The following is a 26,144-nucleotide window of genomic DNA, read 5'->3' as shown; positions in this document are numbered from 1 at the left end:
CCTTAGTGGAAGTTTTTTGTGGAGACTGTATTCTACTGAGAAAATGTCCATAGAAATAAATTTTTCATTCCGACTGCTTCACACTAAGTAGGGTAATTGTAAGGAGGATGAGCATCATTCCAAGAAGTTGAATAGTGGTCAAATGATCTCCCATAAGCAAAACGCCAAATAATGAAGCAGTCACCGGCTCTACCATAGCGACCATGGAAGCAGTGGTCGGGGTAGTCCGTCGAATGCCAATCAAATAGATTATAAATGAAATCCCAGCCCCCACGATCCCTAAAAGCAGAAACCATCCTATATCGCTTGATGTTACAACACTCGCGGCTTCCTCAATATCCGTAAAAAGAAGAAGGATGAGACAAAATGAAAAAAAGGCGAAGGTTAAGGTGGTCTGCGGCTTTCCGATGGAAGAGGCATGTTTAAACCCGAAAATAAACAAAGCGTAAGAAAGGCCAGCAGCAAGCCCCGCTGCCGCCCCTAGAAAACTGGCGGAAATGGAATCGGTGTTGTAAGCACCTGTAAGCAGAATAATCCCTAGAAGCACCCCGGAAATGCACCCCCATTTAAACCAAGTCGAACGCTCGATTCGTACTAAAAAGGAGATGAAAAGGACGAATACAGGCGCGGTATACATTAAAGTAGCGGCAACAGCAATGCTTGAGGCTTGGATACTAAGAAAATAAAAAGTGAAATTCCCGGCAACACCAACTCCCGCGAGCAGGGACCATATGTATAAACGAGCAGAGAAAGTCCAATTTTGTTTAAAACGCCAGAGAAACCAAGCGAAAAAACAGATGAAACCGACAGCGCCTCGGTAAAGGGAAATCACAATAGGATTCCATCCCTTAGTCATTAATATATCGGCAATTCCCCCGCTAATCCCCCAGCATATAGCGGCTAACATCACGAAGCCTACACCTGCGAATCTCATTGTGAACCTCCCTAAAGAAAGGTGTGATAGGAATGGTTGAGAACGTATGGAAAGACAGACCTAAATTTTTAGGCCAAACAAGACGCCCACCAAAAGGTATTAATAATAATTCCTTTACATTCTCATAGTTAAACTAACAGTTAACACATTCTTATCTCACCTCATCCTAAGGGTATCCACCGCTCCCTTATGGATTCCCTATCATAATTGAAATGGCAGGGAAATAAGGCAAGTGCCTTTGTTAATTCTCTCGCACTGTCGCATCAATGATTTATCTGCTGAGAACGTAGCAATTATTACATCTTGACAAAAAGTCAACCAGAAATGACTGGCTGAACCTTTGTGGGTTTCGGTGTATATTAAAACTGTTTTATAATGAAAAGTAAGTATTTTGAAAGGGAGGTTGAAAAGAGCATGAGAAAACTTGACGACTATGAAGCAGAGTTGATTAAAAGTATTATTCATGATGAAGAATCAGTTATAGAGTTAGACGGTAAAAATATCATTTAACTTTAATCGAAAAACCTGAATCTACAGTAAAAGAAGATGTTGATACTGATCTGAAGCTAAAACAAAAATTACTTCAAGCCAAAAAAGATATATTAGATGGCAAAGTTTATTCAACGGTAGACGTATTAGAGATGATTGAACAAGGTGAATGATAGATGAATATCAAATGGACTAATCAAGCATTAAATGGATTTCGTAACATTCACAACCAGCATTTCACTATACATGAGACAAAAGAATATTTTAAGCATTCTAGGCAAAGCCGTTAGCTAGGAATGATATGAGAGTAATTTAAAATGTCATTCCTAGCTTATTTTTGTAGTGCCTCTTGTGATAGGAGGAGAATTGTTGCAAAAGAATCAACTCAAGCTGATTAAATAAGAAAAAAAATGCACGAATGCTGTTTATGTCAACATTCGTGCGCGCTGCATTTTGGAGGATTTTTACCTTTGAAATTATTGCATTGTTGTAAGTTATAACTTATAAATCTGAAATCATTCCGCCATCTACAACAAATTGTGATCCTGTAGAGTAGCTGGAATCATCAGAAGCAAGGTATATAACTAAATTAGATACTTCTTCTACTTCTGCTCTTCTTCTTAGCGGAATATCTTGTTCAAGTTGTTTAAGATATTCTTCAACATCTGGTTGGTCCGCCATAGGTGTTTTAATAATCCCTGGGTGTACAGAATTTACCCGGATGTTATATTGCCCAAGCTCCGTGGCAGCACCTTTCGTCATACCTGTTACAGCATGTTTAGAAGCACTATATGCAATAGCTGTTGGCGCACTTACCAAACCATCTACAGACGAAATGTTCACAATAGAACCTACGCCTGCTTTTTTCATCGAAGGCAGCACTTTTTGCATTCCTAAAAATACACCAAGCTCATCTACTTTAAATGTTAGTTCAAAGTCTTGTACCGTTAATTCTTCTAATGTTTTAAAGATACCAATTCCTGCGTTGTTTATTAACACATTGATAGGACCAAATGCTTCTTCTGTTTTTTCTACCACTTCTAACCAGTTGTCTTCATTAGCTACATCTAATTTAAGAGCGATTGCGTTTTCTCCTAATTCATCAGCTAGTTTTTGTGCACCTTCAAGGTTAAGATCTGTTATCGCTACTTTCGCACCTTCTTCCACGAATTTACGAACATGCATCGCGCCCATACCTTGTGCTGCCCCTGTAACGATTGCCACTTTACCATCTAGCTTTCCCATACTGAATATCTCCTTTCCACATTTCAAATTTATTTTTACACTGTCTACAGTTACTATGAGCAATTTACGAACAAATTAATAGTACACTTTTCTTCATTATTATCGACTAAAGAAACTTGGACCGAGATATTCCTGAAAAAAGCAGTAGAGGGGGAATTTCCTATCCTTCGGTGTGATAATTGGCGTAACCCTCCTTATATAAATTATTGGTAGGTCGTCGAAAAAACAAGATATAATGAAAAAGAGTATCTTCATGCGGTGATTTCTATGGGAACATTCAAAGTTAAGAAGAGCTCATGGAACACATTTCGAATATGAATACAGAGAACTCTGTGTTTCAGTTATCTATTCCCGGTAAAGGTAAATTTACACTTGTTATACGAAATAAGGATGACCATTTTATACAATTTGAACCTGACGGAAATGCTGAGATGAAACGTATGCTGAAGGAGAGTCAGCGGCAATATGAAAGACGGTTTGAATGTATCACGTATATACGAATATTACATTTGGAACAGGGTGTGAACCTTACAAAAGCCTATTGTCACAAATAAATCACCCTTGAGTTGGTGGCTCTCATGGGTGATTTATTCTCGTCTATCCCGGTCCTCTTGAAAGGAAGCAAGCTATTGTAGATCATAGGTGTTCGCAGCACCTATGGTCTTTTTTGTAATGATAGTCTACCTTTATTACATCCGATCAAGGTCAGCGTATAATGACTTTCTGTCTCTTATTTCTTCCGAACAGGAAGCCAAATTTCACTATACGCGTAATCTTTTTTATTCTCATCCATTTTCGTGAAAGAAAAGCTCGGGGCCTGGACTATTTCATAATCGGAAGTGGGAAGCCATTCTGAATATGTTTTTGCCATGGTTTCTTGTAACGTAGATGGAAAAGGTCCCTCGTTTGGGAATACTGCCCAAGTGCATGCTTCTACTGGTACTTTCTCTAATTGATCACTTACTTGGTTTTCAGTGGTTAACACACCTATCAAGTGAGTTAAATATCCTTCTTCTTTTAGGAAATTTGCATCGGCGTGGTAAGAAGCATTTACGATTTCATAAGGCTCTATATTTTGGAGAGAGCGCATTTCTTTTCTTTGTTTTTCCGTTATGCTTTCCGCAAGCTTCACAATTTCATTATTTACCCCTTCAAATTGCATAGGGACTCGTTTGCTTACACCAACCAAGCAAAAAGCTGGTTTGTCTACAATTCTACATTCCATAGATATACCTCCTTTTACAGTGATGACGAATGAAAGTTTAGGAAATGTTTTACTGATCCTTTTTTTCAGTACTTCGGATGGTAAAAAACCACACCATTTTTTAAATGCTCTTGTAAAACCGTCTGCTGACTGATAACCATATTTAAAAGCAACCTCCGTTACTTTTTCTCCGTTCAATAAATCCTTATTTGCTTCCGATAATTTTCTATTTTTTACATACTCATGGAGTGTCATTCCAGAAAGGTGAAAAAATATAGTTCTTAAATGGTAGTCGGAAACTCCAGCATACTCAGAAATGTTTTCAAGAGACAGGTCTTCGGTTAAATGAACGTCAATGTAGTCAATGACTTGATTTAATTCTTTTAACAACATATCCCTCCTTTCATGAATACATCTTAGCAAAGCGAGCAGCAACGTACTCGACATTTTCCACTTAAAAATATCGTATAATTAAATCTTTCTTAAACCAACGGGGGGGGGCATTAGTGTAAGAAACGGCTTAACCATTTCTAATTCCATAAATGGTTGTATTGAAGGGTCATGGGACAAAACATTGAAAAATCCCTTGGAAAACATGTCGCATGAAAGGTTCATAGAGCAAGGAATTCAAGACATTCATTAAAAATATGTCTTATGAAGCGTTCGCCTGGAGCGACAATCAGCACTGTTCCGAGTGCTTTAATTACAGTGGCTCGAGTACTTGTTGTCAATTCTGAACATGCTACAATAGTAGTAGCCTCTTGCCAGGGGATGCCGATTGTTATGTAAAAAACATCGAAAATTTTAACAAGAAAAGAGTGATCACATGGAAATTAAAAATGCAACGATGGAAGAATTTGATATTGCTTTTGATTACATTGAGAATTTATGGACGTCCAATGATTATGACAAGGACACCGTTAGAAAGGTATATCAAGAAGTCTTGGAAAATGAAAATGATTTTGCATTTTTTCTTTATGATGAAGGGGAAGTAAAAGGTTTTTGTCATGGTACATATTTTAATACATTCTGGCATTCGGGAAAGTCTTGTTACGTTTCTAGTATTATTTCTAACGAAAAAGATCGTGGGAAAGGGTACGGGCGTATGTTGATGGATCATGCTAAAAAACTAGCAGAAGATAAAGAATGTAAAGCCATGTTTTTAGATACAGGTATTGCTCGAGAAGAAGCGCATCGGTTTTATGAGATTTATGGTTTTGAAAAATGTGCGTATTGTTACCAGCTCAAACTTGATTGATTATCGTGCAATTTAATCAGAACTCTCACTTTAAGCATACAAGTGGGAGTTTTTCCATGCTTATGGTGATCCAATGGATGAGTGGAGGTGATTGTGTGTGAAGATATTCTTGTTTGTCGTCTCTTACATAGTGTTAGAAGTCATCAGTTCCTTCTTGTATGTTGGATTGTTATTGTTACTCTTTAAAACAATGAAAATTATTTTTAATATGAATGAAGAAAAATGGAGCGCCGTTTTTACATACAAAAAAGGAAAAGGCTTATATTCTATCATGATATTTCCATTTCTATTAATGACTGTCCTCATGTTTCCGATCACTATGTTTGGTTTTGAATTAATGAACGTGGAATATAGAGTTTTAGGCTACATAGCCGTGATGATGTTACCAACAATTATTCTATGTTTAGAACTGCCAAAGCTTAAAAAAAATATCATACATACATAAGAGAAACGCTATGAAACGAACGGGGCCATTCAGAAATAAAACATTCGATTTGCAGTCGTTGAAGGGAGAGGCTCAAGATGAAAAATATTACAGCCAAGATGTCAAGTAAGATATTTCGTACGTTAAGTATGGTATCAGACGTGATTTTCTTTTTAAGTATGGTGGTGATTATCTCTTATACTACGTTCGTAACTGAAACAATGACTTGGGACATGGCGATTTTCATAGCCTTTTCAATTATTAGTTATTCGATCAACTTTTTTAAAAAACCTAAATTCGGCAACATTTTTAAAGAAGACGATGCCTAGATCCCTTACATGAACGGATGCATTCCTTTGTTGGAACACGGGCATGTAGAGTGAAAGTCAATACTCAATAGGAAGAGAGGGTAATGATGGAGGCAGCGCAATCGGATATACAAGAAGTGAAGCATTTAAAAAAGAAGCAATTGGTCCAATATAATCTCGTCATGCTGCTATTATTCGTGCTGTTTGGTTATTTTGCTGAGGACATAAAGCCTTCTCTACTGATTGGAGCATGTTGTGTGCTTGTATGGGTCATAGTAGCTATCATGGTGTACAACTTGAAAACAGGAAGACCGATTGGCACAAAAGCTAGTAGACGTGTACAGGAATTTGACCGAAATCGTTTAGGGGAGAAACGGTGGAAGCGACGAAAAATAATGGAGATTGTTTTCATCGGTGTCATCAGTGTTATCATTACCATTTTATTTATTGTCAAGGATATATCGACTACAAGGTTGGATTTTCCTATCGATACCTTCCCATTTATTGGAGCTTGGATCGGATACAATATAGGAGAGACGATCAGAATAAGCAATTTGTAAGAAAGTCTTCTTCGGTGCAAATCAAGAATCATTGATGGGGCGAGACAAACCTACATGGAATAAGAGGTGATTGGATGAATTCTTCCATTGTGGCGGCATTACTTGTAATCTTTATAGCGGTTATTGGCGGGCGCTCTAAAAAGAAAAAGGACGAAACAAAGGATCATTAGAGTTTCCATATTGTTTTTCATAGCGTCAGAAAGATCTTGAAACTGCATGGGGAAGCCGCCAGGTGATAAACCTAACGGCTAAGATAAAATGGAAGGATGGGGATTCTTTCCGCGCTAAAGGTTACGGTAAAGTGGAACGTCTCACAAACCACCGGTAAACAAACGCAAACAGAAAGAGGACAGCTGTGCAGACAAATAACCATACGGCTATCATAAATAGACCGATACCAGCCCATCCATTATAAGCAGCCCCTGCAAAGGAGCTTGCAAACACAATGCCGCTTAAGATGGCACTTAATTTTGCAGGAAAATATGTTTTTTGTGAAGCTTTGTGAAAATAAACAGTTAATAAGCCAAACAGCAAGAGATACAGAACTGTCATCGTCAACGGGTTCACTACGTTGTCGGCAATCGCTTTGAGCTGGATGTCGTTTTCGGATTCAGGAAGATCCAGCTCTATGGGAGCTGCCTCTTTGCCGTCATAAGAAACAGTCATCACTTCATAGGAAGACGGCTCACTGGGCCAATTGCTTTCTACGAGTAATGCGATACGATCCTCCTGATGAAAAAAGACGGGAGAAGTTACAGAAGCGTTGTAATCTGTAAGCCTTGTTGATTCTCCGCTGGAAAGGTCCATTAAATAGAGCCCATACTGAAAGGTACCATTCTCCGATGTGTCCGCCACAGCTGTATAGGCCAAAAAGTCCTCGTTGGGGGAGAAAGCAGGGTGATAGACGCCATCTGATGTATGTTCTTCTAAAAATGGTTGTTCTGTTCCTGTTTCGAGATTGTAAGAGAAGAGCTGCTCCTTTTTGTCACGAAAAGCGGTATAATATAGGTTCTCCCCATCAGCAGAAACGGAAAGCTCGTTCATCGCATATGAATCTTTATCTGTTAGTTTCTGAGGCGGATTGCCCTTTACATCTACGGAATATAATTCTGCTCCATTCTCCTTTTCCCCTTCCGGTTTCTGAAAATCTTCCGCTGGCATGGCAATATAATAGACGGTACTGCCATCTGGAGAAAAGGCAGTGCTGAACACATGATGATCTGTTCCCGTAAGCGGTCTCGTTTCATCGCTGGTAAGGTCAGATTGGTAATGTATCGTCTGAACCCCATCCGGGTTGGCAGCTACATATATTAAACCTTTTCCATCTGGGGAGAACTGCGGCTGCCGATGATCTGTTTTTTCTTCGGGCTCCGTAATTTTTTCTACATTCTTTCCATCCACGTTTCCAGTGTAAATGGCTTCCTTCCCATCCTTGTAGTAGGAAAAAGCGATGGTCGTATCATCCGTTGAAATAGAAATAGTGTCGCCTAGCCCAGTGAAATGCTTATAGGGGTCATTGTCTTTCAAAACGCTGTAGGCGAGTGATGCTATGAAGAGGAATCCGACGAGCCCGATAAGACTGCAGAGTATACGATTGTTTGAAATAGAATCTCCTCCTGTCATTTTCTGGGTAATATTGTACAAGATAGACAGGAGGAGGAGAAGGGCTCAGTTTGATTTCCTCTTTTTTACATATTCAAGTTTCATTCATATTAGGAAACGCAGTACTTGTACAGTCTGTGACGTAGAAAGCTGCCATAGGGTGATGGTACCTTAAGATGGAAGGAAGTAAGGAATAAACACGAATATTCCCAGTAAAACAATTGCTGTCAGCAGCAAGATGCTTTTCCAGCGCTTTCTTCTCCAAAACAAGAGGGACACCATGATGCCTTGGAGAATTATAAGAAATGCTCCAATCATGATCATCGAGACAGATCCCACCATGGCTCCTAACACATTCAGCAAAACACCAATGGGCATGAAAGCAATGAGAAGAATGTAGGCAGGACTGCTTTTTATTTTTTGTAATATTTGTTTGCGTTCCGACTCAGGAAAACTATCGAATTCAACGAGGGCAAACCAACCAGTTAAAAATAATATGGCACCGGTTGCCGTTACTGTTCCCATGTGAAAACCTCCTTTTCTTTTCATGTAGCCCGTTCATATTTAAATGAAACATGATGGGGGAAGGTTGTGAGCAGGGCCAGTACGGGAGAAGAGGGAGAAAATGTTGGAGGGAGGGAAAAATTCGAGGTAAGCGGTAAAATGGGCGACCGAGACCTCACCACGGTCGTGAGGAGGCTCGGGCGTTCGTCCAAGCGAGTATTTTTCTTTGCTGCCGATGAGTTATCCATTCTTTTTGTTATTTTTGGATAATTTCCTATTCTTTGAAGAAGAAGTTCTCTTTTTTATATCATAATACCTTTCTGCACCTAACCCGCCTTCGGCAATCATTGTTGAAATTTCTTTTGTCCGCATTTCTTTCTTTTTGACAATTGCTCTTCGAGGTTTAGCCATCTCAAACTCCTCCTCTCCTTGTTACCTCTATTCTAACAAGTTTCGGTTAAAATATCAGGTATTCCGGCTCGCGGTACGGATGGCGACATCCTCCGGAAAGGGAGGCAAGTTACAAAACAAAAAATCGCCACACTAAGGCAGCGATTTTTTTGCAGATATCATGTTAGTTGCGGATGAGGTGATCAAACGCACCGAGACCAGCAGTAGCGCCAGATCCCATCGAAATAATGATTTGGTTATACGCACTATCGGTACAGTCCCCAGCAGCAAAGACACCTGGAATAGAAGTCGTTCCACGCTTATCTACCACAATGTTACCGACTTGATCACGTTCAAGCGTTCCTTCGAGCCACTCCGTATTTGGAACGAGGCCGATTTGAACGAAGACGCCATCTAATTCCACATGATGTTCTTCGCCGGACTCCCGGTCTGTATACGTCAGACCGTTCACGTTATCCGTACCTGTGATTTCTTTCGTTGCAGCATTGGTAAGGACCGTAACGTTGGGTAAGCTGTGAAGACGGTCTTGAAGGACTTGGTCCGCTTTTAGCTCAGCTGAAAACTCGAGAAGGGTGACGTGTTTTGCGATACCCGCTAAGTCAATCGCAGCTTCGACACCAGAGTTTCCGCCACCAATCACGGAAACGTCTTTTCCTTCATAAAGAGGCCCGTCACAGTGAGGACAATAAGCGACCCCTTTGTTTTTCAATTCTTGTTCTCCAGGGACGTTAATATTCCGCCAGCGAGCACCTGTCGAAATGATGACAGATTTACTCTGGAGGACCGCGCCGTTCTCCAGTTCAATCTCAAATAGGTCTTTCTTTTCTAAACGCTTGGCACGCTGTAGATCCATGATGTCGATATCATAATCTTTGACGTGTTCTTCAAGAGCCTGGGCGAGCTTCGGTCCTTCTGTCGCTTTAACACTGATGAAGTTTTCGATGCTTAGAGTGTCGAGAACTTGACCGCCAAAGCGCTCGGCTACAATGCCTGTACGGATACCTTTTCGTGCTGCATAAATCGCGGCACTTGCACCTGCAGGTCCGCCACCGACGACAAGAACGTCATACGGGTCTTTGTCGGCAAAATCTTCTGCGCTTGGACCTTCACCCAATTTCGCGAGAATTTCCTGAATCGTGATACGTCCACCATTCCAGAACTCCCCATCTAAGAAAACAGCAGGTACCGCTCGTACGTTTCTGCGTTCTGCTTCTTCCTTGTTGGAGGCTCCGTCAATCATCGTATGAGTAATATTCGGGTTCAACACACTCATGATGTTTAGCGCTTGTACGACATCCGGACAGTTATGACAGCTTAAGCTGACAAACGTTTCAAAATGATATTCCCCGCTAATGTTCTTGATTTGATCAATAATACTTTGATCTACTTTTGGAGGTCTGCCGCTCACTTGTAAGAGAGCTAATACAAGGGACGTAAATTCATGGCCTAACGGAATACCCGCAAAAACGACCCCTGTATCTTCTCCCACGCGGTTCACACTGAAACTAGGAGTACGTTCTAGCTCCGTTTCCTCTACTGAAATCTTTTCCGACATGGAAGCAATTTCATGAACGAGGTCGGAGATATCTTTTGATACCTCGTCCGACCCCGCACTCACTTTAAGAACAATATCGTTTTCGAGAAGCTCAAGATATTGACTTAATTGTGCTTTTATATCTTTATCAAGCATTCTTGGTTCCACTCCTTAGATTTTACCTACAAGGTCGATGCTAGGCTTAAGGGTTTCGCTTCCTTCTTTCCATTTTGCCGGGCATACTTCGCCAGGATTGTTGTGTACATATTGAGCAGCTTTAAGCTTTTCAACGATCACACTTGCGTCACGGCCGATACCTTCTGCATGGATATCTGCTACTTGGATGACACCATCTGGGTCGATGATGAATGTTCCACGGTCTGCAAGTCCTTGACCTTCACGAAGAACTTCAAAGTTAGCAGGGAGTGTAAGGGATGGATCACCAATCATTGTATACGTTACTTTTCCGATAGCATCTGAAGTTTCATGCCATGCTTTATGTGTAAAGTGAGTGTCTGTGGAAGCAGAGTATACTTCAGCACCCATTTCTTTCAATGTGTCATATTCCTCTTGTAGATCTTCAAGTTCTGTTGGGCAAACGAAAGTGAAGTCAGCTGGGTAGAAGCAAAGGATTGTCCATTGACCTTTAAAGTTTTCTTCTGTAACTTCTACAAATTCTCCATTTTTATATGCTTGTGCTGTAAAAGGTTTTACTGTTGTTCCGATAACTGACATGATTCGATTCCTCCTAAAAGATATGTTGTTTATTATTGTAAGTGAAAACGATTCACAAACAATAATTATTCTAATTACATAATCATTATCATACAGTAAGTATTCTATTGTCAAGAAAGAAACTTCTGTTTATGAGCTAAAAACCGAAGTTCTATAGTTCATAATGTTTTGATTTGAAGTGAAAATTGAGAATTTAAGATAATAATTGATAATGATGACAAAGTGGGACAACCAACATAACGCCTTAATGTAAGGACAGTGAGATAAAGAGGTAGTAGTTTGAGAGGTAAAAGCAGTTGTCAATGAAAAAAAGCTGGTAATAAATAACCAGCTTCAAATATATCATCGTCACATTATGCTTCGTTCCCTTGATGGCCACACGCAGGGAGTTTACAAGAAATAAATTCTGTACACAGCCTATGCTGGGCAAACTTTTTCCTTTTCATCCGGGCTCTTGGTACAATTTAATGGAGATCTTGTATTACTACACTGGAGGTAGTCATCCATGAATGAAGTAATTGCATCATTGCAAGCCCATCGTTCGTTTCGTTCTTATCAAGACAAACCGGTAGAAGAGGAACAGCTTCATCAAATTATCCAATCCGTTCAGGCTGCACCGAACTGGATTAATGGACAACAGTATTCCATTATTGCGGTAAAGAATGAAGAACGTAAAAAGAAGCTTGCTGAACTGTGCGGAAATCAGAAGCACATAGAAGAAGCCCCTGTATTTTTGATTTTTTGCGCAGACTTTTATCGTACATATCTTGCGAGTGAAATGGAAGGAACCTCTTTAAACGTAACGAATGATATCGATTCACTCATCGTAGGAACGACGGATGTCGGCATTTCCCTTGGGACAGCAGTGGCGGCAGCTGAATCACTTGGACTCGGTACAGTTGCGATTGGGGGCATTCGCAGAAAAGCATTAGAAGTGATCGACATGCTGAATCTTCCCGAATACGTAATTCCTATATCCGGCCTTTGTATTGGTCATCCCGGGGAAGATGACGGCCAAAAACCACGCCTTCCGAAAGAAGCGGTGTATCACGAAGAACGTTACAACCGTGAGCTTCAACCACTGTTGGAAGATTATAATGATATCTATTCACGTTACTTGGAAGGACGAACGAAAAATAACCGGTTCGGAACGTGGACCCAATTTGTAGCTGCCTTTTTCAGCAGACGTTACTATCAGGGGATTGAAGAAGTGTTGAGGAAACAGAAATTTCCTGGGAATTAACTAAAAGCGATGAAATTAATACAAAAGTGATTTAAAAAGGAAAGGGCGTGCTGCTTGTAAGCCGCCCTTTTCGCATGCAATCACGACATCTTCATTTTGACACGGTTTCCTCGGTATCTATCCACTTTTGCGACCATTTCTCTAATTCTTTCATAAAAGGTTGTAATTCCTGTCCCTTTTCAGTCAATGAATATTCAATCCGAATCGGCGTTTCTGGGAACACCTCTCGTTTGACAATCCCTTCACTCTCTAAATGCTTGAGTCTATCCGATAAGAGTCTTCCACTAATACCAATCGATGATTCAATGGTGCAAAAGCGCTGAGGACCGGAAAGCAGCTGATATATGACCAAACCGGTCCAGCGTTTACTTAACAAACTCATCGCTTTTTCAAACTTAGGACAAAGTTGAGATGTATTCATACTTTATCACTCCTCTGCCATTATTTTACCACAAATAGATATAAATAATAACAAACTTACTTTTTGTAACTTTATTCATTGACATCATTTAATTATTTAATTATACTTACTTACGAAAAGTAATTAAAGCGAAGTTCATATACATGCTTTGATTTACAAAAAATAGGAAAAGGAGTGATACAGGGTGAGTAAACAAGACACAGGCACTTTCATCCTGCGAGTCGTATTAGGAATTATTTTCTTTATTCATGGCTTGGATAAATTCCAGGCAGGGATTGGAAATACTGTCGGCTTTTTCGACAGTATTGGGATTCCTGGATTTTTAGCTTATATCGTAGCTGTTATTGAATTAGTAGGAGGACTCGCCATGATTTTGGGGATTGGTACGAAGATTGTTGGTTCGCTATTCGCCATCATCATGGTTGGAGCTATATTTACAGCGAAATTATCAGCCGGGTTCTTAGGTGGTTATGAATTAGATCTTGCGTTACTTGCGATGTCACTTTATGTAGTGCTTTCGAATAACACAGCACTCTCGCTCGGAAAGACAAATAGCGATTCAATGAACAGGGCAGCATAAAGACATCAGACAACATGTTAGAAGGTGAGGATGACAGTGGGTATTTTTGATAAATTATTTGGTCAAAAAAAGGAGTCGAATAATATGGAAAATGTAAAATTAGCGGTTATTTACTACAGTTCTACAGGAACCAATTACAAAATGGCGCAATGGGCAAAAGAAGGAGCAGAGGCCGCTGGTGCGGATGTGAAAGTGCTGCGAGTAGAAGAACTCGCACCAGAAGCAGCGATTGCATCTAACCCAGCGTGGAAAGAGCATATCAAAGCGACAAAAGATGTCCCGGTTGCAACGAATGATGATCTGGAATGGGCGGATGCTATTATCTTTAGTGCACCAACACGTTTTGGTAACTTGCCCGCTCAAATGAAGCAATTTCTTGATACAACCGGCGGCCTCTGGGCGGGAGGAAAACTCATTAACAAAGTTGTGAGTGGCATGTCTTCGGCAAGTAATCCACATGGCGGGCACGAAGCAACGGTCCAAGTCTTGTATACAAGCATGATGCACTGGGGTGCAATCATTGTCCCTCCAGGTTATACGGATGCTGTTCAATTTACCTCTGGTGGGAACCCATACGGTGTCAGTGTAACAGTAGACCAAGAAGGCAACATGCAAGAAGATGTACAAGACGCAGTGAAACACCAAGCAAAACGTACGGTCGATATTGCTTCTATGGTAAAGAAAGGGCAAGAATAATACATTGTTAAGAGAAGACCGGCAGCACAGGAGGAGTGTGTAATGTCCTTTCATCATAAACCGAATAAGTACGTGAAGAACGTAACGATTAAAGTTCAACATTTAGAACGCTCGCTTCGTTATTACCGGGAAGTCATTGGCTTTCAAGTGTTAGAAGAAACGACAACCACAGCGAAATTAACGACAGACGGAGAGAACAACATTTTAACGCTTGTACAGCCGGAAAACCCATTACCAAAAGAAAGACGGGCAACTGGATTATATCACTTTGCCATTCTTGTTCCGCGGCGTTCTGACTTAGCAAATATCGTCTTTCACCTTATTGACAAAGGGATTCGCATAGGATCATCCGATCATTTAGTTAGCGAAGCGCTATATTTAAATGATCCGGACGGAAATGGAATTGAAATTTATGTGGATCGGGATCCGAAGACATGGAGTTGGAAAAACGAAGAAGTGATGATGACTGTGGATCCGCTAGATTTTAAGGACTTGCTTCAAGCCGGGAATCCAGAAGAAACGTGGAATGGCTTGCCTGACGGGACTTTGATGGGACATATTCATTTACATGTTTCTCGTTTAGACGAAGCAGAGGAATTTTATGTTAAAGGACTAGGCTATGACATCGTTAACCGGTTTGGTGATCAGGCTCTGTTTATTTCTTCTGGTAAATACCATCACCATATCGCTTTAAATACATGGGCGGGTGTCGGGGTTCCTTCTCCGCCAAAGAATAGCGCAGGGTTGGATTCATTTACGATCGATTTACCGGACGAAACCGTGAAAGACCAAGTTGTTTCCCGTTTAGAAAAGATCGGGGCAAGGGTCACAGAAGAAAACGAAAAAGTAGTTACAACGGATCCATCAGGAAACCGTATCCAGCTAGAATATAAATAAATATATACCTACACAAAAGGGCGTACTTATCTAATAAGACGCTCTTTTGTATGTCCTTAGACATGTCAACGTCTCTTCCTTTATCCATCATTTCATCAAAACTGGTATAATTAAAAGAGTCAGATTTACTTAATTTCAAAGAACCAGTTTGTAAGGGAGGAATTTTAGTATTGATTGAAATCACACCCATTTTAGACAACGACAGCCACGAACCGTTATATATGCAATTAACAAACTATATGAAACAAGAGATTTTATCTGGAAACATTAAGCCATATGAGAAATTACCATCAAAACGAAAGCTGTCGTCGCATCTTTCATTAAGTATCAATACCGTTCAAGCGGCTTATGATCAGTTAAAAGCAGAAGGCTATGTTGAAAGTAAGCCACGCAGCGGTCTGTTCGTTACTTCTTTTAAAGATGAACTGTTGTCCCATCCCATACGTGACCTGCCAATCACAGTGCCTGTGAAGGAAAAAGAAACAGAGGCTGAGATCGATTTTTATTCCGGGCATGTGGATCTTGCCCATTTCCCTTATTCCACATGGAAAAAGTTATCGGTTCAATCGCTCCAGGAGAGCGAAGCAGCATTGTTTTATTACGGGGATCCTCAAGGAGAACGTTCATTACGAGAAGCTATCGTTCATTATCTTTTTGAATCAAGAGGTGTGAAATGCAAAGCGGACCAAGTCATCATTGGAGCTGGAACACAATATATCATCTCGCTACTGTGCATGCTTATCGGAAAAGACAAAACATATGCTTTCGAGAATCCCGGTTTCTTACGGACAAAAGCCGTGTTTCGAGACCAAGGTGTTAAAACGAGGCCCATCCGTTTAGATAAAGAGGGAATCGATGTCATGCAATTACAAGCTAGTCAGGCGAGTGTTGTGTATGTCACTCCTTCGCACCAATTCCCATTAGGTATGGTCATGCCTATCAATCGCAGAATGGAACTATTAAAGTGGGCGCAAGAAGAAGAAGGATATATTATTGAAGATGACTACGATAGTGAATATCGATACCAAGGGAAACCCATTCCGTCTTTACAAGGATTAGATGATCACGGAAGAGTTATTTATTTGGGTACCTTTTCGAAAGCATTAATTCCTTCGATCCGAATCAGTTATATGGTGTTGCCCCCACAGTTATTACAAAAATATGTAGACCATTTCACCATCTATCAACAAACAGTATCTCGCCTGCATCAGGATACCCTTTTTCAGTTCATGCGGGAGGGGCACTGGCAGCGACATGTGAACAAAATGAGAACGCTCTACCGTAAAAAGCACCGTACACTGATTCAAGCGATAAAACAATATTTAGGAGATCATGTCACCGTGGTCGGTGAAAAAGCAGGGCTTCATATCGTTTTAGACGTCCATCTTACGTGGAGTGAAAAAGAATTAGTGGACAGAGCAAGAGAGCAGGGCATCAAAGTCTATCCGCTGTCCGTTCATTATGATGATGATATCGGCCAGCACGAATCAAAAGTGCTGTTAGGTTTCGGAAGCTTATCCGAAGAAGAGATAGAGAAAGGCATTTTGACCTTAAAGAAAGCATGGCTACGATAACTCTTTCTTCTGGTCCCCATTACATATAAAAAACTGAGTCTTTCGTTTATACCAGTATATGATTTAATAATAATAGAAGCTTTCATACATTTGTCATTTTTCGGTGATCTAGAGGAGAGTGAAGACGTGCAAGAAAAAGGAAAAAACATCTATATCATCATGGGTATCCTCATCGTCCTCATAGCAATTGCATTTGCAAGACTGTCGTATGGGATGATTCTTCCGTTTATGAAAGAAGGATTGTCTATTTCTTACCAATCAGCAGGAGCTCTTGGTACGATCACTTCTCTCGGCTATTTAGTTACAATTATGATGGCAGGATATTTGTCCACAAAATGGGGCTTCAAAAAAACAATCCTCTTCGGCATGTTGCTCATAAGTATCGGATTCTTAAACTTGTCTTTCGCAGGAACGTTTTGGTACAGTGCTGTTTTCATGTTCTTGTTAGGAGTGGGGACGGCGTTTGTATTCACTCCATTGATTTCCCTCATGATTGAATGGTTTCCCGATAAGAGGGGGTTTGTTATTGGGTGTGTTAATAGCAGCGGTGGAATTGGACTGCTATTTGTCGGTATGCTCGTACCCTTTCTTGCAGAGATGTACCCAGAAACCGCATGGCGGTTGACTTGGCTTATCTTTTGTCTCATGAGTGCCCTTGTTACGGTGTTAACTGTGTTCTACATAAAAAATCCCCCTGCAAAAAAGAAGGAAATGCAACCACCTTCTTCGCCTCCGATGACCATATATAAAAATCGAAACGTGATCATCGTAGGGATTATCTATGGAATTAGTGGATTGACAATGATCGTACATTCTACGTTTATCAATAGTTTTATGTTGGATTCGGGGCTGAATGAACAGCTTGCAGGTCAGTTGATTTCGATAAGCGGGATTTTATATATTTTTAGCTCCCCTATCTGGGGTGCGATTTCTGATCGGGTAGGGAGAAAAAACGCGTTAATTTACTCGATGGGACTCAATGCCGTTTCTCTCGTTATTCCCGTGATGTTTTCCAATACACTTGGATTTGCCATCAGTTTGGTCATTCAAGGAGCAGTGGCAGTAGGAATATTGACGCTCATCCAAGCGTTAAGTACGGAACAAGTCCCCTCTCAAGATACACCCATCGCATTTAGTTACGTTACGTTCTATTATGCGACTGGCCAGTTGATAGGACCGATGCTGTCAGGCTTCATGATAGACTTTAGCGGATTTAAAAGCGCATTCCTTTCCTTAACTATAAGTATGGCGCTTGGTTTTTATTTAGCCTTTACTCTGTCGTCCGAGAAAAAGGTGGAAAACAAAGCTATTGTGAATGAATAAGCAAGGGTTCGCCGCCTCCATATAAAAGTAATTTAGGTAAGACGGGAGCCTAGCGCTTTTCTATTGTCTAGCTTCAGGCGCTATCGGCTCGAGATCGCTTCAACCCGCCCTTCGGCGGAAAGACCGCCTCGGACGTGTTTCCAGCGCTAGTCGCCGATAAGCAAGCGCCTTGCGCTTTTCTCATCGGAAAAAAGTAGGAGTTTTTTTGTCACGCGTACTTCCCTCCCATTACAGCAGGCTCTATAAAACTAAAAAGAAACATGTGTATAATACCTCTGTCTGTATTTCATTGATTATAATGAAATGAATAGGAGGGGAACATGATAACTACATATAATCGCACCGGGATTCTTCTCCTTTTTTCTATTATTCTTTTAGCTGCCTGCAGTGAAGGGGAGAAGGAAACGTATCCAGAAGATAATCCCGCGTTGGAGATAGAATCAGAATCAGTTGAACACACCTAAACGAACAACCGCCTCATTTCTCATCAAGGATAAGGAGAATGAGGCTTTTTATGTCAAAGACTCGGAGGCTACTGAAAAATGATAAAGAAGACGCATTCCTTTCTATGATTTCTCTTTCATACGTCAGGTGCGGTGAATGGCCGAACACGATAGAGTAGAAGTAATAAATACATAATAATATTCCTATTTTTTGCAAAAAGAGAAAGGCAGGTAAACGTTATGGCAGATCGTCCAGCAGGAAATCCATCATCTACACGTTCTGTTGTTCATGCGCCGAATGGCATGGTGGCAAGCAGTCAGCCGCTTGCTTCTGCCGCAGGACTTCAGATGTTACGACAAGGAGGCAATGCATTTGATGCCGCTGTTGCCACCGCGGCTGTCTTGGCAGTCGTAGAACCAATGCAAACAGGGATAGGTGGCGACATGTTTGCTCTTATTTATAACCAAAAAAATAAAAAAGTGGAAGCTTTAAATGGAAGCGGCCGTTCACCACGGAAAGCTACGCGGGAAGAATATGTTTCCCGCGGCTATTCTCATGTGCCGGAAACCGGAATCTTATCGCTTACAACGCCAGGAGCAGTGGACGGTTGGGCGGAAGTGTTAGAAAAGCATGGCACGATGAGTTTCGAAGAAGTGCTGCAGCCCGCAATTGACTATGCGGAACGTGGCTTTCCCGTCTCTGAAATTATTGCTTCCCAATGGAACCGGGGAACATCTTTGCTTCAAGAAACAAAAGAAGCAAGGGACACCTATTTAATAGAAGGAAAAGCTCCGAGAGAAGGAGAAATATTTAAAAACCCGAAGCTGGCACGCACCTTACAAAAAATTGCCGCTGGGGGAAGAGACGCTTTCTATAAAGGGGATATTGCCAAAGAGATTGCGGCTTATGTAGAAAAAGAAGGCGGTCTTCTGCGGGAAGAAGACTTTTTTCATCATACGTCCACATGGGTATATCCCATTTCTACGACCTATAAAGGGTATGAGATGTATCAAATTCCTCCGAACGGGCAAGGACTCACGACGCTAGAACTGCTTAATATTCTAGAAAACTTTAATTTTAGTAACATGGACCATAACTCGGCTGATTATATTCACTTAATCACGGAAGCGAAAAAGCTAGCTTATGCCGACAAAGATCACTTTATATCTGATCCGCATTTTAGTTCCGCCCCTGTCGAACAGCTTCTCTCCAAAGAGTATGCGTATGAACGGAGTCAGGAAATCGACGGGACGACGGCAAGGGAGAATGTCGGACCTGGCCTGGAGCTTGTCAGCGATACGGTGTACCTTACCGTGGCAGATAAGGACCGAAATGTCATTTCGTTCATTAATAGCTTATTCACGCCATTCGGTTCAGGTATTGCCGCAGGAGACACGGGGGTTCTTCTTCAGAATCGGGGCAAAGGCTTTTCACTTGAAAAAGGTCATTTAAATACATTAGAACCAGGAAAACGAACGCTTCATACGATCATCCCGGCACTTGTCTTAAAGGATGACAAACCGTATATGTCGTACGGCGTCATGGGAGGAGACATGCAGCCACAAGGACAAGTCCAAGTGCTCTTGAATCATATCGAGTATGGCATGAATATCCAAGAAGCCGGAGAAGCTCCTCGGTTTCGCCATTTCGAGAGTGGATTAGCGGTAGAGTCCGGGATTTCAAGCGCCGCTTATATGGGACTGCTTGACAAAGGCCATACACTCTTTGTCGATCGCGATGTGTTCGGCGGCTTCCAAGGCATTCTTCTCAACCCTTCTACCGGGATGCTGCAAGGAGGATCTGACCCACGAAAAGACGGCTGCGCGATTGGGTATTAACAGAATTTTTGCAGCGTCATCTATGAAAGGAAGTCTGTGGGGATTATAATGATAGATATATACCTAGCACTGCTCCTCCCTCAAGATGGGGGAGCATTTTTCATAAAAAGAACAGGTTGGAAAAGTATGCATTTGTTAAATAGTTAAATAGATATGTTACATTAAAAAGGATAGAATCCGCAAACATCATGGGAGAATACGAGAGTCAAGGGAGACATCATATGACATCAGACTGGGACAAAGTAATAGATTCACTGTCCACCATCACCGTAACATCACATCCGAATAATGATCCTGTATCCATCCATGGCAGTGCGCCTCAAGTAACGTGTATTGGGATAGGGACAGATGCAGCTGTATTTCAGTCGGCGCTTGCCCCTTCGTTTGCGTTTAAGAAATATGCGAAAGAAAACATAGCGAAAGTAGATGTAGAAGCGAGCGTCTATCAGACATTAGGACAATCCTTTTATTTTTCCACCTGCTTTGCCGCTTACGAAGATACACTTGTATTAAGCTTTGAGGAAGGGAAGACTCTCTTAGACTGCGTGTTGCAAGGGATTCACATACCAAAACAAGTGATAAAAGACGTGGAAGACGCTAGAGAATTTATTCATACGAAAGGGCTGCACCCACGTGATATTCACCTGAAAAATATTATCCTTCAAAAAGGAAGAGCCAAATTATTAGATGTCTCAGCATACATCCGGCCGTGTAATGATTTTCGCTGGGAGCATTTAAAACAAGGCTACGACCAATGCTATCATGTCATTGATGGAAAACCGGTGCCATTTTGGTTAGTAAGAACAATACAGAGGTGGTATAACCAGAAAAGCGCCCGTAGGTATCCTCAAGAAGACTTTATAAAAACGGTGATATCTTATTTCCACAAATCATAGGTGCTTGGAAACGGTGGAAGCAGCCCTCTCGAGAAAAAATCACATACTCTTCTCATAAGAATAATACGAGACTCGGCTGTTATAGCGGTGACAAGAGACAAGGGAGGAGGAATGGAATGACTGCTTATGTCCTGTCATTTCAGGAAATAGATCAATCGAATCTGCAGGAAGTAGGAGGGAAAGGATTGAATTTGGGAAAACTCTCCCAAATCGAAGAGGTTCACGTGCCGGATGGATGTTGTGTCACAACAGAAGCCTATGAGCGAACGGTGATGAATCGTCCTGCATTTCGTTCTTACTTGGATCAACTCTCACAATTAGACATCGAGGACCACGAAACTATTAAGGAACTCACCGAAAAAATCCGAAACTTTATTGAAAACATAGAAATCCCCGCTGACATAGAAAAAGAGCTCATGGACGTGATATGCAACCTGGGCATAGAACAATATTATGCCGTTCGATCCAGTGCAACCGCCGAAGATCTTCCTCATGCTTCATTTGCCGGACAGCAGGACAGCTTTCTAAACATCACCGGGAATGAAAACATCCTGTGCCACGTTAGCAAATGCTGGGCTTCCCTTTTTACCGAGCGGGCGGTCATGTACCGGATAAAACATGGCTTTGACCACCGAAAGGTTGAACTTTCTGTCATTGTTCAGCGCATGGTGTTTCCGCAGGTCTCCGGTATCATGTTTACCGCTGATCCCGTCTCATCCAACCGGAAAGTAGTATCTATAGATGCAAGCTTTGGTCTGGGGGAAGCGCTTGTTTCCGGCCTTGTCTCCGCAGATAATTACAAAGTACGAGAAGGTAGAATAACAGAAAAGAAGATAGCTTCGAAAGAATGGTCAGTAGATCCTCTCCACACAGGTGGTACGGCGAAACGAGCCATCGCCTCTCACCTCCAGCAAAAGCAAACATTGACGGACAGACAAATATTACAGTTAGCATCGTTGGGCCGTAAAATAGAAGCTTCCTTCGGCTCCCCGCAGGATATCGAATGGTGTCTTGTGGACGATACGTTCTTCATGGTCCAAAGCCGCCCTATTACGACGCTATATCCCATTCCTGATGCAAAGGATGATGAAAATAGAGTCTATTTCTCTTTTGGCCATCAGCAGATGATGACCGATGTGATCCGGCCGCTCGGCATGTCATTGCTTCGCATGATTTAGGGAAATTTTCCGATACGAGAAGCGGGGGGAAGATTGTATTTAGATATCAGTCATGATTTAGCATCTCCTCTTGGCCGGAAGATGGCGCTTTCCATGATGGGCAAAAACGATCCGCTCATGACGGATGCCCTGCGTCGCCTGATGAAGCGGAAAAAATTTATTCGCTCTCTGCCAAAAGGGAAACGAGCTTTCACATTTAGTCAAGATGGGTTGTCTTCTTGGGCTCTTCTCTACCACACTTTCAAGATATACCGAGCGAACAGTCCTGAGATAGTCGAACGATTGATTACAGAAAACGAAGCAGCGAATTGCATGGTTGCCGATCAATTTGAAAAGTTGGACGGGAGTGACGTTTTCGCGGAAATCAAAGCGGACCATGAACCTTTCAAGAGAAGGTTGTACGACCCGCGGGGAATGGGAATGATTATGGTCGGCTTGTACGCGGCGGGCTGGATCAACCGCAAGATAAAGAAGTGGCTGGGGGAGAAGAATGTGGCAGATATCCTTTCCCAATCTGTTCCATTCAATGTGACGTCTGAGATGGGGCTGGCATTGCTCGATGTCGCCGACTCTGTTCGTCCCTATCCTGACGTAAGGGAATACCTGGAACGGCACGCGAGCGATGAAACATTCTTCGAAGGACTTGTCTTACGGGAAGGTGGGGAGATCGTAAGTAAAGTCTTTCATTCATTCCTTGACAAGTATGGCATGCGCTGTCCCGGTGAAATCGATCTGACGAGAACACGGTGGCACGAACAGCCGACGGCTCTCCTGCCCATCATACTGAGTAATATTGATAGATTTGAGCATGGGGCAAGCGGCCTTCAATGGGAAAATGGCGTCCGGAATGCTATGCAGAAAGAAGAAGAACTGATCCATCGCTTAAAAAAGTTACCGGGAGGAGCACGGAAAGCGAAAAAATTCTCAAACATGACCCGTCGCTTACGTCATTTCATCGGTTATCGGGAATACCCAAAATACTTCTGGGTGTCGCGTTATTTTATTTATAAGCAAGCGTTACTGAGAGAAGCAGACAAACTTGTCAAACAAGGAATCATTCAGGAGAAGCATGACATATACTATCTCACGTTTCAGGAGCTGGAAACAGTCGTGCAATCTCAGGATCTGGATGACCGAATAATTGCCGAACGAAAAAAGAAAAACGCTTTCTACGAAACATTGACGCCCCCAAGGCTGATCACATCAGAAGGAGAACTCCTTTTTGGCCAGTATCAAAACGATGACCTGCCAGAAGGGGCATTGCCTGGAAATCCGGTGTCGTCCGGTGTGGTCGAAGGACGTGCCCGGGTCGTTCATACGATAGGAGATGCGGAAATAAAACAAGGAGATATATTGGTTACGAATTCAACCGATCCAAGCTGGACCCCGCTATTCCTTTCTGTCAAAGGGTTAGTAACAGAAGTGGGCGGGCTCATGACCCACGGTGCTGTCATTGCCCGTGAATACGGACTGCCAGCCGTAGTAGGAGTAGAACAGGCGACGAAACAAATTCGGGACGGCCAAAAAATACGAGTCCATGGAACGGACGGATACGTCGAGTTGTTGGAGGAATAACCCACGCCATGGATTGTAAGGAACGAGGAAAACCCGCCAATCATGACGGGTTTTTTGTCGTACTTTCTTAAATGATCATCGACGTTTTACACTTTTCTACAAATCAAGTGCTCTTTCAAGAAAGACAGAGAAATGAGCTCTTGTAGTTTCCCGTTGAGGTTCGAAATCACCATGTTTGTTCCCGGTTGTAATGCCGCTAACAGCAAGCTTTTGAATTTGGTCATAATACATATGGTGTGTTGGTACGTCTTGAAATTCTTTTCTCTTTCCAATAGGAATAAGTTCAAATGCACGATCAAAGATAACAGCCATGTGCTGACGGGATAGGGGCTCGTCCGGCATGAATTCTTTCTTGCTGTTCCCAGTGATTAACCGAGCTTCGTTCACTGCTGCAATAGCATCCGCATGTTCGTGTGTCGAGCTGACATCTGTAAATACAGCATCTTGACCGTTCAGCTGTAAACCTAAAGCGTTCACTAAAAAAGCTGCAGTTTCTGCTCTAGTGATAGGTTGATTCGGAAGGAAAGTACCGTCTTCATATCCAGTTACAATCCCTTTATCGGCAAGTTGACGAATGCTGCTGTAAGCCCAATAGGACTCATTTATGTCTGAGAATAACAGAGGAGCGACAGGGGATGATACTTCCGCCTTTACCTTTTCTCCATTTGTTATTCGATCTACTTGTTGAAGAGAATCCTCATCATCTATTATTCTTGTAGCGCCTAACCACTTGGGTTCCCAGTAGCTAGAAGAAAGCGATGAAATAGTAATCCCTGCAGAAGAAGAGGCGTGAATAAACTGGCCATTACCAACATAAATGCCAGAATGAGAAGGTCCTGGTTTATAAGTCTCAAAAAATACGAGATCTCCTGTCTGTAACGCTTGCTTGTCCACAGGAATACCAGCCGTAAATTGCTCAGCTGCTGTACGAGGAAGCGATAAACCGGCTTTATTATATACATAGTGTATAAATCCAGAACAATCAAACCCATCTGGTGTTGTGCCGCCCCATTGGTAAGGAGTCCCTATGTGTGTGGTGGCTTCCCTGACAATCTGTTCGGACTTCGACAACGCAGCTACCGGCTGAATAGAAATAACGGACAACAAAACAACCACACTCACCATCGAAACAACAAGTTTTTTGAACAAGATGTCCACTCCTCTACAATTCTTGATGACTGATCTTAGGGGTCAAAGGAGACACAACGATAGGTTGATAGACGGATGATAAAAGAACTGATTTAATATTGCATACGTAGTTTAGCATGGAAATTAGTAAAAAAATGTTACAGTTATGTTACATATTTTTGTAAAAAAAGTATTTATTTACCAATTTAATTTTAGTTGATATAGTGTTGAGTGACAGTGGCAAGAATTACGATTTAGAGGGCTGCACACTCCGTGTGAAAGGAGTAGATGAAAATGCGTACCATTTTTGATGCTCATCTTCATATTATCGACCCGCGTTTTCCTTTGATTGAAAACCAAGGGTTTACCCCTGAACCATTCACTTGTAAACAATACTTCGAGAGAGTGAGAGACATTGAAGTAATCGGTGGGACAGTCGTGTCGGGATCGTTTCAAGGAGTTGACCAATCGTACTTGATCGACGCCCTGCATCAATTAGGAAAGAATTTTGTCGGCGTCACCCAACTTCCGTATGACACACCAGATGAGAGAATCAGAGAACTCTATCACCATGGAGTGAGGGGTGTTCGTTTTAACGTGAAACGAGGAGGTTCGGAGGATATTTCTAAACTCGACTCCTTAGCTAAGAAAGTCTATGAGGTAGCGGGATGGCATATAGAACTTTATATGGAGTCTACCCAGCTGCCGCAACTAGCCCCGATAATTGAGAAACTTCCAGCAGTATCTATTGATCACTTAGGTTTAAAAAATGAAGGATTTCATCACTTGTTATCGTTAGTGGAGAAAGGTGTAAGAGTCAAAGCGACAGGTTTTGGAAGAGTGGATATGAATGTAGAAAGAACCCTGAAAGCCATTTATTCCATCAATCCACAAGCCTTGATGTTTGGAACCGACTTACCATCCACTCGAGCTAATAGACCTTATCACCACCAAGATATAGACATCGTTTCTCGGACTTTCTCCGAAGCTCAAGCGGAAGATGTGTTATATAAAAATGCTTTAAGGTGGTATGGTTTTCTTGAAACGAGATAAGGTAAGAAATTTCCTTTGTTTGAGATGGATCAGAGCTATATATCAATAATAGCCAAACTGATAGAATGTTTATTTTTAAAAAAATTTATA

Annotated in this window: 24 protein-coding genes and 1 pseudogene; 15 read left to right on the top strand and 10 right to left on the bottom strand. The window is 41.7% G+C overall.

What is annotated here, in order from left to right; translation table 11 throughout:
- Nucleotides 1–64 precede the first annotated feature (64 nt).
- The 3 genes from BM095_RS14690 to BM095_RS14675 form a co-directional block, all read right to left on the bottom strand.
- Nucleotides 65–934 (bottom strand): DMT family transporter, encoded by an 870-nt coding sequence (locus BM095_RS14690; RefSeq protein WP_091663540.1) that lies wholly within the window; start codon nt 932–934, stop codon nt 65–67.
- Nucleotides 935–1,924: 990 nt separating this feature from the next.
- The gene (locus BM095_RS14685; protein WP_091663537.1) at nt 1,925–2,668 is read right to left on the bottom strand and encodes an SDR family NAD(P)-dependent oxidoreductase; all 744 of its coding nucleotides are present in this window, start codon (nt 2,666–2,668) and stop codon (nt 1,925–1,927) included.
- A gap of 730 nt (nt 2,669–3,398) precedes the next feature.
- Complete coding sequence (locus BM095_RS14675) at nt 3,399–4,262, bottom strand: AraC family transcriptional regulator (RefSeq protein ID WP_091663532.1); 864 nt, start codon at nt 4,260–4,262, stop codon at nt 3,399–3,401.
- 436 nt (nt 4,263–4,698) lie between these two features.
- On the opposite strand from BM095_RS14675, the gene BM095_RS14670 reads away from it, so the two are divergent.
- The 4 genes from BM095_RS14670 to BM095_RS14655 all read left to right on the top strand — a co-directional run bounded on the left by BM095_RS14670 (nt 4,699) and on the right by BM095_RS14655 (nt 6,422).
- Complete coding sequence (locus BM095_RS14670; protein WP_091663529.1) at nt 4,699–5,130, top strand: GNAT family N-acetyltransferase; 432 nt, start codon at nt 4,699–4,701, stop codon at nt 5,128–5,130.
- Between the two features lie 97 nt (nt 5,131–5,227).
- Nucleotides 5,228–5,575, top strand: coding sequence for a hypothetical protein (locus tag BM095_RS14665; protein ID WP_091663527.1), 348 nt, complete (start codon nt 5,228–5,230; stop codon nt 5,573–5,575).
- A gap of 77 nt (nt 5,576–5,652) precedes the next feature.
- Nucleotides 5,653–5,883, top strand: a complete 231-nt coding sequence (locus BM095_RS14660) for a hypothetical protein (protein ID WP_091663524.1) — start codon at nt 5,653–5,655, stop codon at nt 5,881–5,883.
- A gap of 83 nt (nt 5,884–5,966) precedes the next feature.
- Complete coding sequence (locus tag BM095_RS14655; RefSeq protein WP_245757932.1) at nt 5,967–6,422, top strand: hypothetical protein; 456 nt, start codon at nt 5,967–5,969, stop codon at nt 6,420–6,422.
- A gap of 291 nt (nt 6,423–6,713) precedes the next feature.
- Here the strand turns inward: BM095_RS14655 and BM095_RS14650 are convergent, their stop codons facing one another.
- The 5 genes from BM095_RS14650 to ahpC all read right to left on the bottom strand — a co-directional run bounded on the left by BM095_RS14650 (nt 6,714) and on the right by ahpC (nt 11,208).
- On the bottom strand, nt 6,714–8,045 hold the full coding sequence (locus tag BM095_RS14650) for a TolB family protein (protein ID WP_143083239.1): 1,332 nt from the start codon (nt 8,043–8,045) through the stop codon (nt 6,714–6,716).
- Between the two features lie 150 nt (nt 8,046–8,195).
- Nucleotides 8,196–8,549 carry a hypothetical protein gene (locus tag BM095_RS14645; protein ID WP_091663519.1) on the bottom strand — a complete coding sequence of 118 codons (354 nt, stop codon included), beginning with the start codon at nt 8,547–8,549 and terminating at the stop codon, nt 8,196–8,198.
- A 219-nt stretch (nt 8,550–8,768) separates the two neighbouring features.
- Nucleotides 8,769–8,939, bottom strand: a complete 171-nt coding sequence (locus BM095_RS16655) for a hypothetical protein (protein ID WP_177194842.1) — start codon at nt 8,937–8,939, stop codon at nt 8,769–8,771.
- A gap of 163 nt (nt 8,940–9,102) precedes the next feature.
- A complete protein-coding gene (gene ahpF, locus BM095_RS14640; protein WP_091663516.1) occupies nt 9,103–10,629 on the bottom strand; it encodes an alkyl hydroperoxide reductase subunit F in 1,527 nt (508 codons plus the stop codon).
- Between the two features lie 15 nt (nt 10,630–10,644).
- Nucleotides 10,645–11,208, bottom strand: a complete 564-nt coding sequence (ahpC, locus tag BM095_RS14635) for an alkyl hydroperoxide reductase subunit C (protein ID WP_091663514.1) — start codon at nt 11,206–11,208, stop codon at nt 10,645–10,647.
- Nucleotides 11,209–11,713: 505 nt separating this feature from the next.
- Between ahpC and BM095_RS14630 the strand changes: the two genes are divergently transcribed.
- Nucleotides 11,714–12,451 (top strand): NADPH-dependent oxidoreductase, encoded by a 738-nt coding sequence (locus tag BM095_RS14630; RefSeq protein WP_091663511.1) that lies wholly within the window; start codon nt 11,714–11,716, stop codon nt 12,449–12,451.
- A gap of 91 nt (nt 12,452–12,542) precedes the next feature.
- On the opposite strand, the gene BM095_RS14625 is transcribed toward BM095_RS14630, so the two are convergent.
- Complete coding sequence (locus tag BM095_RS14625; protein ID WP_091663508.1) at nt 12,543–12,872, bottom strand: winged helix-turn-helix transcriptional regulator; 330 nt, start codon at nt 12,870–12,872, stop codon at nt 12,543–12,545.
- A 184-nt stretch (nt 12,873–13,056) separates the two neighbouring features.
- On the opposite strand from BM095_RS14625, the gene BM095_RS14620 reads away from it, so the two are divergent.
- The 9 genes and pseudogenes from BM095_RS14620 to ppsA all read left to right on the top strand — a co-directional run bounded on the left by BM095_RS14620 (nt 13,057) and on the right by ppsA (nt 23,873).
- Nucleotides 13,057–13,452, top strand: coding sequence for a DoxX family protein (locus BM095_RS14620; RefSeq protein WP_091663506.1), 396 nt, complete (start codon nt 13,057–13,059; stop codon nt 13,450–13,452).
- A gap of 36 nt (nt 13,453–13,488) precedes the next feature.
- Complete coding sequence (wrbA, locus tag BM095_RS14615; RefSeq protein WP_091663577.1) at nt 13,489–14,148, top strand: NAD(P)H:quinone oxidoreductase; 660 nt, start codon at nt 13,489–13,491, stop codon at nt 14,146–14,148.
- Nucleotides 14,149–14,190: 42 nt separating this feature from the next.
- The gene (locus BM095_RS14610; protein WP_091663503.1) at nt 14,191–15,045 is read left to right on the top strand and encodes a VOC family protein; all 855 of its coding nucleotides are present in this window, start codon (nt 14,191–14,193) and stop codon (nt 15,043–15,045) included.
- 170 nt (nt 15,046–15,215) lie between these two features.
- Nucleotides 15,216–16,619, top strand: coding sequence for a MocR-like pyridoxine biosynthesis transcription factor PdxR (gene pdxR / locus BM095_RS14605; RefSeq protein ID WP_091663501.1), 1,404 nt, complete (start codon nt 15,216–15,218; stop codon nt 16,617–16,619).
- Nucleotides 16,620–16,745: 126 nt separating this feature from the next.
- Nucleotides 16,746–17,942: an MFS transporter gene (locus tag BM095_RS14600; RefSeq protein WP_091663498.1), complete on the top strand. Its 1,197-nt coding sequence runs from the start codon at nt 16,746–16,748 to the stop codon at nt 17,940–17,942.
- 320 nt (nt 17,943–18,262) lie between these two features.
- On the top strand, nt 18,263–18,406 hold the full coding sequence (locus BM095_RS16650) for a hypothetical protein (RefSeq protein WP_177194841.1): 144 nt from the start codon (nt 18,263–18,265) through the stop codon (nt 18,404–18,406).
- 219 nt (nt 18,407–18,625) lie between these two features.
- On the top strand, nt 18,626–20,224 hold the full coding sequence (gene ggt / locus BM095_RS14595) for a gamma-glutamyltransferase (protein ID WP_091663497.1): 1,599 nt from the start codon (nt 18,626–18,628) through the stop codon (nt 20,222–20,224).
- Between the two features lie 221 nt (nt 20,225–20,445).
- Nucleotides 20,446–21,120, top strand: coding sequence for a protein kinase family protein (locus tag BM095_RS14590; RefSeq protein WP_091663494.1), 675 nt, complete (start codon nt 20,446–20,448; stop codon nt 21,118–21,120).
- 116 nt (nt 21,121–21,236) lie between these two features.
- A pseudogene (gene ppsA / locus BM095_RS14585) lies at nt 21,237–23,873 on the top strand (phosphoenolpyruvate synthase).
- A gap of 96 nt (nt 23,874–23,969) precedes the next feature.
- Here ppsA and BM095_RS14580 read toward each other — a convergent pair.
- A complete protein-coding gene (locus tag BM095_RS14580) occupies nt 23,970–25,022 on the bottom strand; it encodes a C40 family peptidase (RefSeq protein WP_091663491.1) in 1,053 nt (350 codons plus the stop codon).
- Nucleotides 25,023–25,295: 273 nt separating this feature from the next.
- Between BM095_RS14580 and BM095_RS14575 the strand changes: the two genes are divergently transcribed.
- Nucleotides 25,296–26,054, top strand: coding sequence for an amidohydrolase family protein (locus BM095_RS14575; RefSeq protein WP_091663488.1), 759 nt, complete (start codon nt 25,296–25,298; stop codon nt 26,052–26,054).
- The last annotated feature ends 90 nt before the right edge of the window (nt 26,055–26,144 follow it).

This window comes from Alteribacillus iranensis (assembly GCF_900113025.1).
Lineage (GTDB): Bacteria > Bacillota > Bacilli > Bacillales > Marinococcaceae > Alteribacillus_A > Alteribacillus_A iranensis.
The sequence above is the reverse complement of the archived record's forward strand: the minus strand, read 5'-3'. Positions and strand labels throughout refer to the sequence as shown.

Bases quoted from the DNA above. Each gene is read 5' to 3' on its own strand.
- BM095_RS14690 (WP_091663540.1), bottom strand. From the start codon at position 934: ATGAGATTCGCAGGTGTAGGCTTCGTGATGTTAGCCGCTATATGCTGG.
- BM095_RS14685 (WP_091663537.1), bottom strand. From the start codon at position 2,668: ATGGGAAAGCTAGATGGTAAAGTGGCAATCGTTACAGGGGCAGCACAA.
- BM095_RS14670 (WP_091663529.1), top strand. From the start codon at position 4,699: ATGGAAATTAAAAATGCAACGATGGAAGAATTTGATATTGCTTTTGAT.
- BM095_RS14660 (WP_091663524.1), top strand. From the start codon at position 5,653: ATGAAAAATATTACAGCCAAGATGTCAAGTAAGATATTTCGTACGTTA.
- BM095_RS14655 (WP_245757932.1), top strand. From the start codon at position 5,967: ATGATGGAGGCAGCGCAATCGGATATACAAGAAGTGAAGCATTTAAAA.
- BM095_RS14650 (WP_143083239.1), bottom strand. From the start codon at position 8,045: ATGACAGGAGGAGATTCTATTTCAAACAATCGTATACTCTGCAGTCTT.
- BM095_RS14645 (WP_091663519.1), bottom strand. From the start codon at position 8,549: ATGGGAACAGTAACGGCAACCGGTGCCATATTATTTTTAACTGGTTGG.
- BM095_RS16655 (WP_177194842.1), bottom strand. From the start codon at position 8,939: ATGGCTAAACCTCGAAGAGCAATTGTCAAAAAGAAAGAAATGCGGACA.
- ahpF (WP_091663516.1), bottom strand. From the start codon at position 10,629: ATGCTTGATAAAGATATAAAAGCACAATTAAGTCAATATCTTGAGCTT.
- ahpC (WP_091663514.1), bottom strand. From the start codon at position 11,208: ATGTCAGTTATCGGAACAACAGTAAAACCTTTTACAGCACAAGCATAT.
- BM095_RS14630 (WP_091663511.1), top strand. From the start codon at position 11,714: ATGAATGAAGTAATTGCATCATTGCAAGCCCATCGTTCGTTTCGTTCT.
- BM095_RS14625 (WP_091663508.1), bottom strand. From the start codon at position 12,872: ATGAATACATCTCAACTTTGTCCTAAGTTTGAAAAAGCGATGAGTTTG.
- BM095_RS14610 (WP_091663503.1), top strand. From the start codon at position 14,191: ATGTCCTTTCATCATAAACCGAATAAGTACGTGAAGAACGTAACGATT.
- BM095_RS16650 (WP_177194841.1), top strand. From the start codon at position 18,263: ATGATAACTACATATAATCGCACCGGGATTCTTCTCCTTTTTTCTATT.
- ggt (WP_091663497.1), top strand. From the start codon at position 18,626: ATGGCAGATCGTCCAGCAGGAAATCCATCATCTACACGTTCTGTTGTT.
- BM095_RS14590 (WP_091663494.1), top strand. From the start codon at position 20,446: ATGACATCAGACTGGGACAAAGTAATAGATTCACTGTCCACCATCACC.
- BM095_RS14575 (WP_091663488.1), top strand. From the start codon at position 25,296: ATGCGTACCATTTTTGATGCTCATCTTCATATTATCGACCCGCGTTTT.